Annotated in this window: 15 protein-coding genes and 1 tRNA gene; 7 read left to right on the top strand and 9 right to left on the bottom strand. The window is 34.0% G+C overall.

Going from position 1 to position 15,633, the window contains the following annotated elements; translation table 11 throughout:
• Positions 1-101 precede the first annotated feature (101 nt).
• On the bottom strand, positions 102-1,613 hold the full coding sequence (locus ACQY29_RS07580; RefSeq protein ID WP_428224619.1) for a PAS domain-containing protein: 1,512 nt from the start codon (positions 1,611-1,613) through the stop codon (positions 102-104).
• A gap of 125 nt (positions 1,614-1,738) precedes the next feature.
• Positions 1,739-1,812 (bottom strand) — tRNA-Met (locus ACQY29_RS07575).
• A gap of 271 nt (positions 1,813-2,083) precedes the next feature.
• Here ACQY29_RS07575 and ACQY29_RS07570 point away from each other — a divergent pair.
• Together ACQY29_RS07570 and ACQY29_RS07565 are read left to right on the top strand one after the other, a co-directional pair.
• Positions 2,084-2,476 (top strand): START-like domain-containing protein, encoded by a 393-nt coding sequence (locus tag ACQY29_RS07570; RefSeq protein WP_428224618.1) that lies wholly within the window; start codon positions 2,084-2,086, stop codon positions 2,474-2,476.
• Positions 2,477-2,522: 46 nt separating this feature from the next.
• A complete protein-coding gene (locus ACQY29_RS07565) occupies positions 2,523-3,332 on the top strand; it encodes an aminotransferase class IV (protein ID WP_428224617.1) in 810 nt (269 codons plus the stop codon).
• On the opposite strand, the gene ACQY29_RS07560 is transcribed toward ACQY29_RS07565, so the two are convergent.
• The 5 genes from ACQY29_RS07560 to ACQY29_RS07540 form a co-directional block, all read right to left on the bottom strand.
• Positions 3,329-3,889, bottom strand: a complete 561-nt coding sequence (locus ACQY29_RS07560; protein ID WP_428224616.1) for a YqgE/AlgH family protein — start codon at positions 3,887-3,889, stop codon at positions 3,329-3,331. The genes ACQY29_RS07565 and ACQY29_RS07560 overlap by 4 nt on opposite strands.
• 116 nt (positions 3,890-4,005) lie before the next feature.
• On the bottom strand, positions 4,006-4,281 hold the full coding sequence (locus ACQY29_RS07555) for an HU family DNA-binding protein (protein WP_428224615.1): 276 nt from the start codon (positions 4,279-4,281) through the stop codon (positions 4,006-4,008).
• A gap of 167 nt (positions 4,282-4,448) precedes the next feature.
• On the bottom strand, positions 4,449-5,399 hold the full coding sequence (gene fmt, locus ACQY29_RS07550) for a methionyl-tRNA formyltransferase (RefSeq protein ID WP_428224614.1): 951 nt from the start codon (positions 5,397-5,399) through the stop codon (positions 4,449-4,451).
• On the bottom strand, positions 5,399-7,297 hold the full coding sequence (locus tag ACQY29_RS07545; protein WP_428224613.1) for a RecQ family ATP-dependent DNA helicase: 1,899 nt from the start codon (positions 7,295-7,297) through the stop codon (positions 5,399-5,401). The genes fmt and ACQY29_RS07545 overlap by 1 nt, the downstream gene beginning before the upstream one ends.
• A gap of 53 nt (positions 7,298-7,350) precedes the next feature.
• Positions 7,351-7,887 carry an AAA family ATPase gene (locus ACQY29_RS07540; protein WP_428224612.1) on the bottom strand — a complete coding sequence of 179 codons (537 nt, stop codon included), beginning with the start codon at positions 7,885-7,887 and terminating at the stop codon, positions 7,351-7,353.
• Positions 7,888-8,024: 137 nt separating this feature from the next.
• Here ACQY29_RS07540 and ACQY29_RS07535 point away from each other — a divergent pair, with 137 nt between their 5' ends.
• The 4 genes from ACQY29_RS07535 (at position 8,025) to ACQY29_RS07520 (ending at position 11,711) form a co-directional block, all read left to right on the top strand.
• Entirely contained in the window at positions 8,025-8,312 is a 288-nt protein-coding gene (locus ACQY29_RS07535; protein ID WP_428225889.1) for a DUF493 family protein, read from the top strand.
• Entirely contained in the window at positions 8,312-9,061 is a 750-nt protein-coding gene (locus tag ACQY29_RS07530; RefSeq protein ID WP_428224611.1) for a DUF4290 domain-containing protein, read from the top strand. Before ACQY29_RS07535 ends, ACQY29_RS07530 begins: the two co-directional genes overlap by 1 nt.
• A gap of 286 nt (positions 9,062-9,347) precedes the next feature.
• Positions 9,348-10,658 carry a UDP-N-acetylglucosamine 1-carboxyvinyltransferase gene (gene murA / locus ACQY29_RS07525; RefSeq protein ID WP_428224610.1) on the top strand — a complete coding sequence of 437 codons (1,311 nt, stop codon included), beginning with the start codon at positions 9,348-9,350 and terminating at the stop codon, positions 10,656-10,658.
• A gap of 285 nt (positions 10,659-10,943) precedes the next feature.
• Positions 10,944-11,711 (top strand): sulfite exporter TauE/SafE family protein, encoded by a 768-nt coding sequence (locus ACQY29_RS07520; protein WP_428224609.1) that lies wholly within the window; start codon positions 10,944-10,946, stop codon positions 11,709-11,711.
• A 47-nt stretch (positions 11,712-11,758) separates the two neighbouring features.
• Here the strand turns inward: ACQY29_RS07520 and ACQY29_RS07515 are convergent, their stop codons facing one another.
• Both ACQY29_RS07515 and aroQ read right to left on the bottom strand, forming a co-directional pair.
• On the bottom strand, positions 11,759-14,233 hold the full coding sequence (locus ACQY29_RS07515; RefSeq protein ID WP_428224608.1) for a DUF5686 and carboxypeptidase regulatory-like domain-containing protein: 2,475 nt from the start codon (positions 14,231-14,233) through the stop codon (positions 11,759-11,761).
• A 49-nt stretch (positions 14,234-14,282) separates the two neighbouring features.
• Positions 14,283-14,699: a type II 3-dehydroquinate dehydratase gene (aroQ, locus tag ACQY29_RS07510; RefSeq protein ID WP_428224607.1), complete on the bottom strand. Its 417-nt coding sequence runs from the start codon at positions 14,697-14,699 to the stop codon at positions 14,283-14,285.
• Positions 14,700-15,044: 345 nt separating this feature from the next.
• Between aroQ and ACQY29_RS07505 the strand changes: the two genes are divergently transcribed.
• The gene (locus ACQY29_RS07505) at positions 15,045-15,599 is read left to right on the top strand and encodes a porin family protein (RefSeq protein WP_428224606.1); all 555 of its coding nucleotides are present in this window, start codon (positions 15,045-15,047) and stop codon (positions 15,597-15,599) included.
• The last annotated feature ends 34 nt before the right edge of the window (positions 15,600-15,633 follow it).

The following is a 15,633-nucleotide window of genomic DNA, read 5'->3' as shown; positions in this document are numbered from 1 at the left end:
ACAAAAAAATAATGGGGTTTTAAAACCCCATTATTTTTTATACTTACACAGTTTCTGTTATAGTACCCGTGTTTTTTTTTTATATCATTTCTAAACCAAACCTATACTAAATCAATACTTTTCTTTTTAAAATAAACCTTAAAAACAGACCCTACCCCCACTTCGCTTTCCACTTCTATTCTTCCTTCCATAGCCTCTATTTGATTTTTTGTAATATACAAACCAATACCTGTCGAATCCTTATTACCATGAAACGTTTTATACAATCCAAAAACCGCTTCTTTAAATCGAGCTAAATTAATCCCTAAACCATTATCTTTTACACAAAACACATCATACCCTTCAACATCTTCCATATAAAAAGAAACAAACTTCCTTTCTTTATCTGCATCAGAATACTTAATAGCATTACTAGCCAAGTTCAAAACCACACTTTCTAAATAAGCCGGAATAAAAGAAACTTCTAAATCCTCACTTACATCAACCTCAACTTCTATCAAATTTCGAACTAAATCTTCGTTTAACAAAGACAACACCTTTGCCAAAAAAGACTTCAAATTCAAATCTTGCTTTTCATTAACTACATCAACTTGGACATTAACCAGCTCAACTAAATTATCAATGGTATCTTTCAATTCAGTTGATACAATTTGTAAACTTTTAATCACTTCTTCCGTTGTTATATATCCATTTTTATGAAAGGATAATAACATACAAAAATTCCCAGTATGACTCTTTAAATTATGCGAAACTATATGAGCAAAATTAAGCAACTTCCCTTTTTGACAATTCACCACATCAAAAGTTTCTTGCAATTTTTGCTCTTTCTCTTTTTGAGAAGTCACATCGGTATGTGTACCAATAATTCGCAAAGGATTACCCAAAGCATCTCTAGCAATTACTTTCCCTCTATCCAGAATCCATTTATAACGTCCATTACACAAAACTCTATGATACGTTTCATAATACGGAATACTTCCCTCAAAATGTTCCTTTATATTTCCAAAATAAACCTCACGATCTTCAGGATGTACTAGTTCATCCCATTTTTCTGGATTAGCAATCAAGTCATGATCATTATTCTCAATTTCAAGTATTTTTAAAGACTGAGAAGAATAAAAAACTTCATTAGTAACCATATTCCAATCCCATACCCCTATACCCGAAGCTTGATTAGCAAACTGGCTTCTCAATTCAGCAATCCTACTATCTTCTTCGAATTTCTTTTGAACCGTTATATCAGAGATTACACCAAAAAAAGCAACACCGTCTAGTTCATTTTTCTCAGTATTTGCATCAATCTTATACCATTTAACTCCATCTGATTCAGACAAAACACGAAATTCTAATTCCCATTTCCCTTGATCATGCATGAGTTTAGCAACAGAATCAATAAATTTAGATTGATCCTCAGCATGAATCATACGCGCAAAAACTGACTTACTATCCTGCTCAGCTTCTTTTAATGCCACGCCAAAATATGCCTCCACATCACCACTTAAGTAATCAAACTTTAATTGTCGATTAACATCAATGGTAAACTGAAAAAAAACAGCTGAAATATTCGTTAAAATCTTATTCAAATAAACAGAATCCGTATGTTTGGAGATCATTTTATACCGTATTGAACCACTTGCAATAATAAGAAAAATTAAAGAAAAAAACGGCTTAAAACACTTAAACCCATTCTAAATAAGCCATAAAAAAACCCGCAACTTAATAGTTACGGGCTTTATTGTAGCGAAGACGGGAGTTGAACCCGTGACCTCAGGGTTATGAATCCTGCGCTCTAACCAACTGAGCTACCTCGCCATTTCATGTTGGTCGCTATCCTTTGTGATTGCGAGTGCAAAGATAACACTAAATTCTATTTTCACAAGATTTTTTTTCAAAAAAAAACACAACCCGAAACCAACATAAACACAATTCTCTAACACACAATAAATTAACAAAAACAAAACTCCAACAGTTTTACAAAACTGCTAGGTACAACTTTCAAACAAAATAATAACAGCCAAAAAAAAACCTGAAAAAATTTTTTTATTTAAACAAAATATCTATATTTCAAAAAAATATCGCAATCATGAACAACAAAATACGCTACGAACTCGAATTCCCCATACACTCCTCTCCTCAATTATTATATCAATACATTTCAACTCCATCTGGATTACAAGAATGGTTTGCCAACAATGTAAATTCAAGAGGTGATTTTTTTACTTTCAAATGGGATGATTCTGAAGAAAAAGCAAGAATTTTTTCAAAAAAAACAGGTGAAAAAATAAAATTCAAATGGGTGGATGAAGAAAACAAAGACACCGATTATTATTTCGAATTACGCATATTAGAGGATGACATCACCAAAGACGTTTCATTAATGGTAGTTGACTTCGCAGAAGAAGATGATTTACCAGAAGCAAAAATGCTTTGGGAAAATCAAATTTCAGACTTAAAACACGTGATTGGCTCTGTTTAAAAAAGAATAAAACCTATCTTTGTCCCGATTTTATCGGGACTTTTTTATGCAAAATACTATATTACAAGAAAACAGAGGCTTCCTTTACGGAGATGCTCTTTTTGAAACCATTAAAATTTTAGACGGAAAGGTTTTATTTAGCGAAGATCATTACTTTAGATTGATGGCTTCTATGCGTATCCTAAGAATGGAAATCCCCATGGATTTCACTTTGGAATACTTTGAAAATAAAATACTTGAAACCGTAAAAGAAAACAATTTAACCCATTCTGCTAGAGTACGTTTTAACATCTACAGAAAAAATGGAGGTCTTTATCTGCCTAACAGCAACGAAATTGATTTTTTTATAACAGCTACTCCATTAGAATCGCCAATTTACCATACAACCGATACCGCGTATGAAGTTGATATTTACAAAGATTTTGTAATCACAAAACAACTACTTTCAACGCTAAAAAGCACCAATAGAGCAATCAATGTAATAGGAAACATTTTTGCAAAAGAAAACAACCTAAACAATTGCTTACTTTTAAACCACGAAAAAAACATAATAGAAGCTTTAAATGGCAACCTATTCATGCTTAAAGACGCTGTACTATCTACTCCTCCAATAAGTGATGGCTGTTTAAATGGGATTATGAGAAAGCAAGTAATTACTATTGCTAAAACAATTGAAAACCTTGAAGTTAAAGAAGCTTCTATATCCCCTTTTGATTTACAAAAAGCGGATGAACTCTTTATCACCAATGTAATTACAGGCATACAACCCATAACCAAATACCGTAAAAAGGACTTTACAACAGATTTATCAAAAACCCTAACCACTAAACTGAATACTCAAATTAGACTCGGTTAGTTATATATGGGATTTTCAGGAGCATTAGACCAAATGAGATAATCACCTCCTTGTTCTAAAATTTTCTGCCTCCAAAAATCGGAAGATGATTTGCCTATAATTTTATATTGCAGGTCATTTTCCGAGATAATCCAAGAATGCGAATCGAGCTCACCTTGTAGCTGTTCTGCATCCCAACCTGAATACCCTAAAAAGAAACGAATATTATCACGATTGATTTTCCCATCATTAATCAAATCTTTTGTTTTCTCGAAATCACCTCCCCAATAAATTCCAGAAGCTATTTCAATACTTCCTGAAATCAAATGCGGAATATTGTGAATAAAATAAAGATTATCCTGTTCGATAGGGCCTCCATTATAAATTTTGAACGAAGCTGATATTTCAGGTATCAAATCATGAATGGTATAATGCAAGGGTTTATTCAAAATAAAACCTACTGAACCTTCTTCATTATGGTCAGCCAATAAAACAACGGAACGATTAAAAGACAAATCGCCTATAATAGAGGGTTCTGCAATTAACAAATGCCCTTTTTGAGGTTTAACAGCTACCATAATATTTGATTTTTAACTAAATTTAACAAAAAATATAAGTAACTTCAAAATTTAATCGTTGAAAGACATAAAAAAAACCGTGCTAAACACGGTTTTCTTTTTATATGGAAGAACTATTATTTATTAACAGAACCTTCTAATTCAGCACCAGCTTTGAATTTCACTACTTTTTTAGCTTCAATAGTGATTGTTTTACCAGTTTGTGGGTTTCTTCCTTCTCTAGCCGCTCTTTCAGAAACTGACCAAGAACCAAAACCTACTAAAGCTACCTTACCACCTTTTGCTAAAGTCCCTTCTACATTACTTAAAAATGACTCTAACGCAGCCTTAGCAGCAGCTTTTGTAATCCCTGCATCAGCAGCCATAGCATCGATTAAATCTGATTTGTTCATAATAATTAGTTATTAATTGATAGGTTAATATTATTCTAAGTGCCACAAATATAAAAGGATTTCCTTATTCCACAAGGGTTTAGACTTTTTTTTATAAAAATTTGCATAATTTTTCATAAAATATCGACAAAATATCGAATTTATTCTACAAAAAGCATTTTATTCCATTAAAAAACAATAGCCTCAGTGGTAAAAGACATCCCATTTAACAACTCCTGAGCCGTCATCCTTTTCTTACCTGGGAACTGTAAAGACTTCAAATTCAGAAAACCTCCTGCCACTGCAATTTTAATTTCTTTTTTTGTAGCTAGGACTTGCCCAACCTTATAGGTGTGACTTTCTTCTACTTTTAAAGCTTCATAAATTTTCACATTCCACTCTTGCTCCCCATCTTTAAAAAAACAATAGGCCGCAGGATAAGGTGACAAGCCTCGAATGAGATTATAACAAACCTCAAGTCCTTTGGTAAAATCAATTTTACAATTCTCTCTATCTAATTTATACGCCGTTTTAATTTCTGGAGAATCTTGTTGTATTTGCGTTACTACCTTATCATTGGCAATCAAACCTAAAGTTTCTACGACAGTTTCACAGCCCAGATGCATTAATTTATCATGCAACTCCCCTGCATTTTCATCAGATGTAATCGCAATCGACTTACTCATAATCATAGCTCCCGTATCAATTTTATCATCAATAAAGAAGGTAGTTACTCCCGTCTGAGTTTCCCCATTGATAATCGCCCAATTGATAGGCGCAGCCCCGCGATATTCTGGCAATAAAGAAGCATGAAGATTAAAAGTCCCCAATTCAGGCATTTGCCATACTACTGCTGGCAACATACGAAAGGCAACCACCACTTGTAAATTGGCTTGTAAAGCACGCAACTCCGTTAAGAATTCTTCATTTTTTAAATTGGTAGGTTGCAATAAATGCAAACCTTTTTCTAAAGCATATTCTTTAACAGCAGAATACTTAATCTTCTGCCCTCTCCCAGCAGGCTTGTCAGGTGCAGTAATCACCCCTACTACTTCATATTTATTTTCTTTAACAATCGCGTCTAAAATCCCCACTGCAAATTCTGGGGTTCCCATAAAAACTATTCGTAATGGTTTCATTATATAATCGTAAATTGATTTTTATCATTAAGAGTTACCATTTGGTACTCCAACATTTTTTTTAACACCGCTAACAATTGATGCTCATCTGCTCCAAAAATAGCTGCTATTTCACGAGACGTCATTGGAGCTTTTTTCAGAACATTTAAAAGTTCCACATGCAAATGATTCGCTTCGCTATTCTCTTTATTTTTATTTTTATTCAAACAATGCGAGCATGCACCACAATCTTTTTCTACTTTTTCGCCAAAATAAGTCAACAACAAACGACTTTTACACTGTACCTCATCCGCTACATAAGTGATAACCGATGCCAATTGACTTTTCTTGGTTAAATTTTGCTTCTCTAAATACTTTGCTACTCGATTAATCGTACGTTCATCTTCTCGAACTTCTAAAAAAGTAAGTTTCGATTCGTTTTGCATGATAAACATATCCACGATTCCTCGGTCTCGTAATTTTTCAAGCACCTGAATCACCTTTTCTTCGGTAACTTTAGTGCTTTTTGCTACAAAAACAGTATTCACATTGGTCACCACTTCAAAAATTCCAGGATAACTACGTAATATTGTCGTAATAATTTCCTCGTCGTCTGGATTCAAACTGATGTATCGAATCACTTCTCGCGTCTCAATCACAAATTGCAATTGTACTTTTTCCGATTGCTCGTTAGTTAACGAAATAATCGATTGACGGTCTAAAAACTGCAACGCATTAAAGGTTTTTAAAATAGGAAAATTATAATGTGCACAAAATTTATTCAAGCTAAACGGAAATTCATCATTAAGTCCCTCTCCATAAGGCACTTGAAAATAAGAACACAACTTTTTATACATTTCTTTTAAAAAAGCTACCTCAGGCAATACCGACAAAAATTGTCCTTCCGCTTGCAAGACATCATTCGAAGACGATAGTAAAAGTGCAAAAGCTTTTTCGCCATTACGTCCTGCTCGCCCCGCCTCTTGATAATAACTTTCGAGATTTTCAGGCAATTGCACATGAATAACCGTTTTCACATTCGGTTTATCAATTCCCATCCCAAAAGCACTGGTGGCAATCATTATCGGGCGACTTTCATTCATCCAAGCTTGCATATTAGCCTCTTTTTCTTTTGGAGGCAAACCACCATGATAATAGGTCGCCTTAAATCCCAAATCGTTAAGCTGTGAAGCATATTCGACACAAGACTTTCGATTGCGTACATAAATAATGGAAGGCTCTGGATTTTTAGAAAGAATTTGTTTTATTTTAAATAACTTATCTTCCGATTTTAATACATGATACCCTAAATTAGCACGTGCAAAGGATTTGGTAAAAACTTGAGGATTTTCTAACCCTAAACTCGTTAAAATATCTTGTTGTACTTCTGGAGTAGCCGAAGCCGTTAAGGCAACAAACGGAATTTTAGGAAAAGCTTCTTTAAGTTTAGCAATTTTCAAATAAGAAGGTCTAAAATCGTGACCCCATTGCGATATACAATGCGCTTCATCTATAGCAATCAAAGAAATTTTCAAGGTTTTAATCCTTTCCAGTACCCAATCTTGCTCTAATCGCTCAGGAGACAAATACAAAAACTTATAATTCCCAAATTGACAATTATCTAATAATTGAATCAACTCCTCGGAGTGAATTCCTCCCGTGAGTGCAATGGCTTTGATATCTCTTTTTTGCAATTGTGTCACTTGGTCTTTCATCAAGGCCACTAAAGGCGACACCACAAGACACAAGCCTTCCTGAACCATTGCTGGCACTTGAAAACACAAAGATTTTCCTCCACCCGTAGGGAGCAACCCAAAAGTATCGTTGCCCTCTAAAACCGATTGGATGACATCATCTTGTGTGGGTCTGAAGCTATCATACCCCCAATATTTTTGAAGAATTTGTAATGCTTTTTGCAAGTAATCTCTATTTTTATTTGGCTAAAGTTAATAACTTTAACTTTTTAAAGCAATTACTTTAAAGCATTAAAGATAAACTCTATTCGTGCTTCTACAGTTCCTGTAGGCACTTCAATTAAATTGTAGCCGTACTTTTGGTAAGTCATTTTCAAATGTTCGTATATAACTTTAGCTTGCTCAAAATTTTCATAGCGCGCTTCATCACTTACATAAATCTCTTCCCAAGGTGGCAATACAAAAACGGTATCGTATTTGGTTTCATCACAATGTGCATGAAAATGTTCAGGATATTCATCGCCTATAAAATCCATATACGCTAAAATATCTGGCACTCCTCTATCAATAAAAACCATTGCTTCCTCTTCTTGTTGCGCATTTTGATATTGGCGTACTCTTCCGTCCAACAACATTTGACTAAACAATAGAGGTTCGGTAAGAAACAATTGTTCTACCCCTTGCTTTTGCGCTTCTAAAGTAACTTCACGTGAAATTTCAGGATAACACATATATCCTTTTTCAACTAAGCGTTCGATAATGGTGGATTTACCCGTCCCAGGTCCACCTGTAATAACTATAATACTTTTTCTCAAAACCTGAATTTCAAGTTGCAAACTTAATTAAACTATTTGTTTTTTAGAAATCGAAACGGGAAAAAGCCAAAGTATTAACACATTCAAACATAAAAGAATTAAAAATCTTATATTTGCCTTTATTTTTAATGCAGAAGATGGATAAAAAGACGACAGAATTTTACATTCGCCTAAAAGAAGAATTAAATAGTGTAAATAAAGCTTGGCCTTCAAAATATTTGTATAAATTTATAGTTCCTACAGATACTGAAAAAATTGGTACAGTTGAAAAATCATTTGATGGCATGGGCGCTGTGATAGATACCCGCCAATCAAAAAATGGAAAATTCACCAGTATTTCAGTAGATGTAATCATGCCTAGCGCTGACGAAATCATTAAAAAATACCAAGAAGTTTCAACTATCGAAGGGATAATCTCATTATAATGGCAACAAAATTCAAAGCAGAAGACTTACAGGAAGCAGTAACTTTTTTAGAATATAATTCTGAAAGAAAAGCTCTTGCCATTCCGGAATATGGACGTCACTTACACCAATTGATTGACCACGCTGTGGCTCTTGAAAATCGTGAAGAACGTAATAAACTGGCTAAATACATCATTGGTGTAATGGGTACATTGAACCCACACTTACGTGATGTACCTGATTTCCAACACAAACTATGGGATCAGTTATTTATCATGTCGGATTTTCAATTAGATGTTGATTCACCGTTTCCAATCCCGACAAGAGAGGTTATCAATTTGAAACCTGCTCCGCTTCCGTACCCGCAAAACTTTCCGAAATACCGTTTTTATGGCAACAATATCAAGTATATGATTGCTAAAGCGAACGAATGGGAAGAAGGTGAGTTAAAAAACGCTTTGATACGCGTGATTGCCAATCACATGAAAAAATGTTATTTGAGCTGGAATAAAGACACGGTTACAGATGCAGTTATCTTTGAACATTTGTATGAATTGTCTGATGGAAAAATTAATTTGATGACTTCCACAGAAGAACTTTCGAATACGCAAGATTTGATGCGTACCAATAAGAAGACTTCAAACAAAATGCAACATTCGAACACAAATAACAGCAACAATAATAACACCAACAATAAAAACAAAAATCCGCATCAACACCAAAACCAAAATCAGAAAAACAACTACAAAAAGCCGTTTAAGAAGCAGTAGTGAGGGAAGGCTGAATTTAGAAAAGTTATGAGTTATGAGTTATGAGTTATGAGTTATGAGTTATGAGTTATGAGTTGTGAGTTGTGAGTTGTGAGTTATGAGTTATGAGTTATGAGTTATGAGTTGTGAGTTGTGAGTTGTTAGTTGTGAGTTATGAGTTGATAGTTCTTTTAAACTTTTAAACTTTTAAACTTTTAAACTTTTAAACTTTTAAACTTTTAAACTTTTAAACTTTTAAACTTTTAAACTAAACATAAAGTAGAATAAAAAAACACCAATATAAGTAATGGGAACATTTAAAATTGAAGGAGGAAAACCATTAAAGGGTAATGTGCAACCACAAGGTGCAAAAAATGAAGCCCTACAGGTTTTGTGTCCTGTATTATTGACTTCTGAAAAAGTACGAATTACAAACATACCAGACATTATTGACGTTAACAAACTAATTACCTTATTAGGAAATTTGGGCGTTAAGATTCAAAAAAATGGTCCGGGGGATTATACTTTTCAAGCAGACGAAGTAAACATTGACTACCTAAAAACAGAAGCTTTCAAAAAAGAAGGTGGAAGTTTACGAGGGTCTATCATGATAGTTGGTCCGCTATTAGCACGTTTTGGTTGTGGTTATATTCCAAAACCGGGAGGAGACAAAATTGGTCGTCGTCGTTTAGATACCCACTTTGAAGGCTTCATCAACTTAGGTGCAAAATTCCGTTATGAGAGAGCCGACCATTTTTACGGGGTTGAAATCGATGGAAAACTGCAAGGTACTTACATGCTTTTAGACGAAGCTTCTGTAACAGGAACTGCTAACATCGTGATGGCCGCTGTTTTAGCAGAAGGTACAACAACGATTTACAATGCTGCTTGTGAGCCTTATTTACAACAGTTGTGTAAAATGCTGAACGCAATGGGCGCTAAAATCACGGGAATTGGTTCTAATCTTTTAACGATTGAAGGAGTAGATGCATTAGGCGGTTGCGAACATCGTATTTTACCAGATATGATTGAAATTGGTTCTTGGATTGGACTTGCTGCTATGACAAGAAGCGAAATCACTATCAAAGATGTGAGCTGGGAGAATCTAGGTGTTATCCCTAATGTATTCCGTAAACTAGGAATTACTTTAGAAAAAAGAGGCGACGATATTTACATTCCAGCACATACCGACGGATATGAAATCAAAACCGACATCGACGGTTCTATTTTAACCATTGCCGATGCACCATGGCCTGGGTTTACACCTGACTTATTAAGTATTGTGTTAGTTGTAGCTACTCAAGCTAAAGGAGACGTATTGATTCACCAAAAAATGTTTGAAAGCCGTTTATTCTTCGTGGATAAATTGATTGATATGGGAGCAAAAATCATGTTATGTGACCCGCACCGTGCTGTGGTTATGGGACATAATTTCCAATCGCAATTAAAAGCAACTACGATGAGTTCACCTGATATTAGAGCGGGTATCTCTTTACTGATTGCCGCTTTAACCGCTAAAGGAACTAGTACGATTCAAAACATTGACCAAATAGACCGTGGTTACGAGCGCATTGACGAGCGTTTGAGAGCTTTAGGTGCAAATATTATTAGAGCATAAATGAGTGTTCAGTGTTCCGTAATCAGTGTTCACTACACAACAATCCGAAACATTGCAACATTTTAAACTAAATAAAAAAGCAACAACCTGAAAATAACAGTTGTTGCTTTTCTTTTTTCTAAAAACTGATTACTGAACACAAAACACTGATTACTGAACACTGATTACTGACTACTGACTACTGAACACTAATTACCGAACACTGATTACTAAACACTAATTACTGAACACTAATTACTGAACACTAATTACTGAACACTAATTACCGAACACTGATTACTAAAAATGGAAAACTACATTATCTTTTTACTTTGTTTAGCGTCTTTCTTTGCAGGTTTTATTGATGCCATAGCGGGTGGTGGTGGATTGATACAAACCCCAATCGCTATGATTTTACTTCCTAATCATCCTATTGCTAGTTTAACAGGCTCTTTAAAAGTCCCTGGGATTACTGGAACAAGCATTGCCTCCATTCAATACCTAAAAAAAGTAAAAATCAATTGGCGTCTTTTTCTTCCTTTAGCCCTAGGCTCGGCAATTAGCGCTTTTCTAGGCTCTTACCTACTCACCCAAGTAAGCAATGCATTTATGAAACCCCTATTACTTGTCATTTTAGGATTATTAGCCATTTACACCTTCATCAAAAAAGATTTTGGCAAGCATATACCTAAAACGCTTACCCAAAAACAATACCTAACCTACGGTTTACTTATCAGCACCCTAATTGGATTTTACGACGGCTTTATAGGCCCTGGCACGGGAAGTTTTTTGATAGTCGCATTAATTTTTATCCTAGGACAAGATTTCCTTCATGCTTCCGCTAATGCCAAACTCATTAATATTGCTTCAAATGTTGGCTCCTTGGCATTGTTTATTAGTAAAGGAAAAATCTTATGGCTTATGGCCTTACCTATGGCGGTTTGCAACGGTTTTGGAGGTTGGTTAGGCGCAAAATTAGCCATTAAGAAAGGCAACGAATTTATTCGCATTTTCTTTCTCCTTGTGGTTATTGGCACTCTGATACGCTTAGCCTATGATGTGTTTTGGAAATAAATAAAAAAAGACGTTTCTTAAAACCCCCTTTAAATCTTTTCATTAATTTATTCAGACAACAACATTCCAAGTCCTAGCAACACCCCATCAGTTTTAAATCCACCTTGATAGGAACGCACATAATCCAATCGAAACATTTTGAATTTACCAAAACCTAATTTATCTAACCCAATAGAAACCTCCTGGTAAGGTTTTGCATCCGTTAGATTAAGTTGATGAAACCCCATAATCATATTTGCTTTTAAGACACGTAATAAAGGAATTTTATTAAACAAAAAACCTTTATCATCATACTCCGAATGCCATTCCATATAGGATGCCTTGGTACTGTTTTGATAATACGGCATCAAATTAAACACATTCAAATATTTTTCGCCTTCTCCAATATACGTTTGGTTTCCATTGAAATGTTTATAATCTACAAATGAAATGTTTTTAGCATTTAAAAATGTTCCTCCAGTAAGTCCATACGAAAAAACACCTCGATGCCCTAGTGCCAATGTTTGTTTTGCAGTCACTTCAAATTTATCAAAATGGTTTTGGGTGTCGTTACCTAGCAATCCTTTTTGATAATCAAAGCCCAATACAGGGTATTTTGATTCAGAAAGATTGATTTTCCCATCGGGACGCGTGATGTATTTTTGACCAAAAACAAATTCTGTTTTCCATTTCAATTTTAACAAATTGTGTTTTGAAATGATAGCCTCTGTAAAATTATCAGGTTGTAAAGGGTGGTTTGAAGTATAGCTCTTTTCCTTATCTGACCATGACATGGAAGTAGCATTAAACAATGGATTACGCTGGGAATATTCTAAACTCAGTTCTGAATGAATACCATTTATGATTTCGCTACCATAGCTAACTTTAAAAAACTTCTTATCATAAAACTTTGCAAAATTAGATTTAAAAAGAAGCGAACTCACACTATTAATCAATGGATTCATAGGATTATCTTCATTGAATTGATTTACAAGAAGACCTCCACTTGCAGAAATAGTTGCTTTATTGAAATTGTTTAACTTTTTAGAAAACTCAAAATTTGGACGAAAACGCTGGTCCGAAAAACCATAATTCGCTTTTACCTCCCATTCGGTCCACGTACGCTTATCCTCATCATCTTTACGATAACTAATTACTGGTGCAAAATGAAAACCTTGCACGGTATTAAAATTCCAAGCTGACGCAAGTCCTTCATACGAAACCTTCCATTGCTTCAGACTATTTTGAAAATTATACCCCATTAACAAGGACAACGGTTTAAGTTTATTATGTTTCTTATCTATAGAATCTAAATATTTCGGAGATGTACGAACGGTTTCGATACTATCTTTTTTCACATAATCTTTAACTTCTTCCGTGGTTAATGGAACAGGACGATTTTGCTCCCAATAACTATCCGCTTTTTTATTAGCATCATTTTCAATAAAAACCAATTCATTATCAAAAGTTTTCTTATTAAACTCGTTATTAAAGTCATAATTACTATACACATAGGTGTAACCTCCAAAAATAGAAATCCCAAATATTTTGACCTTAAAATCCAAAATTTGCGATTTTTTTGTCCATACATTATCCTGACTATCAAAAGCAAAGCTTTGTTTAATCGTAAAATCCTCTATCATAGGATTTTCCATACGATACCCTTTGATAGCCACATCTACAGCATACAACGCCCAAGAATTTTCAACTATATAAATGTATCCTTCAAAAACAGGCTCAGCATCCCGGCGCGGTATCACTTTAATTTTATTAACCATTTGTTGGTCAGCAGTAACAAATGAGGATTCAAATTTGAATTTGTAATACGCAAAAGCACTCGGACTGAGAGGAGAAATGGCTTTTTTATTTTCGAAATTTATCGTATTTTCATAGAAATCATAATTTGCCTTTTGTGCCGTATTGAAACTATATACTTTATTATTACCACTCATCTTAGAGGCAATAATCGTTTCTTTCATAGCGTTTGGTCTTTGAAATTGTAAGCGGGAAAATGTCTCTGAAAGATATACCATATCTGAACCTGTAGAATCTAAATCAGCACCATTAACTTCCACTTTCATCCCCAATATCTTTTTAGGAACATCTTTTAAGTTCATGGTTCCTTTGGAATAAAAATCACAAGAGAAAGTCTTTAATTTATCTGTATTATTCACTTTATGCGCTATGGCATTTCTAATGATAGCATGGGCAGGATTTTCTTTATTACTAACAACAATTTCCTTTAAAATATAATTTTCATCTTGCAACTGACAATTCATTTCGAAGGGAAAAGACGTAATATTCACAGGAATTTTCTTGGTTTTAAAACCTAAACTTTGAAAAACAAGTTGATAAGTTCCCCTTTTTGCAAAAGGGAGTTCGTAATTCCCTTTTTCGTTAGAAGTCGTGTTCCGATTTGTTCCTTCTAAAATTATAGTAACCCCAGGCAAGGTAATTCCTTTACTATCGGTAACTGTACCTTTAATTTGCGCTACTGTAGCCGTGCTTAACAAGAGACATAAGCCGTAAAATAGTTTGTTCATTTGATTGAAATTTCGCGCAAAAATAAAGCGGTCTTTTTGACCGCTAGTATTATTTAACAAAACTTTGCAGTGCTAAATCATAACTCTGCAAGCCAAACCCGAGTATCACACCATGAGCATTTGGAGAGATATAGGATTGGTGACGAAACGCTTCCCTTGAAAAAGTATTTGAAATATGCACTTCAATAACAGGTGTCGCAATCGCCTTAATGCAATCGCCTATCCCCACAGAAGTATGCGTATAAGCACCAGCGTTTAAGACAATTCCATCATAAGAAAAGCCTACTTCTTGAAGTTTATTAATCAATTCACCTTCCACATTACTTTGGTAATACTCCAATTGCATAGCAGGAAACTTTTGTTTTAGTACTACCAAATAATCTTCAAAAGTTTGTCTTCCGTATATTTCAGGTTCGCGCTTTCCTAAAAGGTTTAGATTAGGTCCGTTGATGATGCAAATTTTCATGTTTTTGATTTTTGTAAAAATAAAAAATAAAAAGTTCCATCATAAGAATCCCAAAAAAAATCATTAGTGACAATTAAATAACAGATACTCGATTATTATGTTACAATTTCAAAGAGCAGATTATTTCAAAAAATTCTCAAATAGCAATAACTGCTAAACCTTTTAAATTAAAAAAGTAAGAATAAACTTAGGTCTAAGCCCTTAATTTTAGTGATACCAGAAAAAAAATTCTTACTAAATATCAATCATTTACCATTTAGAAAGAAAATATTACAAAATAAAACAACTTGTGAATATAAAATTTATATACATTTGCCTCGTTAATTTTAAAATTAAAAACTAACTATGAAAAAGTTAATTATGACTGCTGCAGCGGTTTTCGCATTTGGTTTTGCTAATGCACAAGAAGTTAAATTTGGAGTTAAAGCTGGTTTAAACGTTGCTAATCTAGGTGGAGATGTTAAAGATGCTTCTACAAAAGTAGGTTTCCAAGTAGGTGGTTTAGCTGAAATTAAAGTTTCAGATAAATTTGCTATTCAACCTGAATTATTATTCAACTCAGTTGGAGCTAAAAGAAACAACATCTCTATGGCCTTAAATTACATTTCAGTTCCTGTAATGGCTAAATATTTTGTAGCTGAGCAATTCAGTTTAGAAGCAGGACCACAAGTTGGAATTTTAGCATCTGCAACAGCTAGTGCTAATGGGCAATCAGTAAGTATCAAAGATGAATTCAATACTTTAGACTTTGGTATGAATGCAGGTGTTGGTTATGATATTACTGAAAATATCGTTGCTTCAGCAAGATACACTTTTGGTGTTGCAAATATCATTAAAGATTCACCTGAGTTCAAAGGAACAAACAATGTATTTTCTGTTGCTTTAGGATATAAATTCTAATCAAAAAAATATTTAAAATTAAAGCCGTTTTAAT

Origin of the sequence: Flavobacterium sp. (genome assembly GCF_965262375.1) — a bacterium.
Classification (GTDB): domain Bacteria; phylum Bacteroidota; class Bacteroidia; order Flavobacteriales; family Flavobacteriaceae; genus Flavobacterium.
This window is presented reverse-complemented; position numbering and strand designations above follow the sequence as displayed.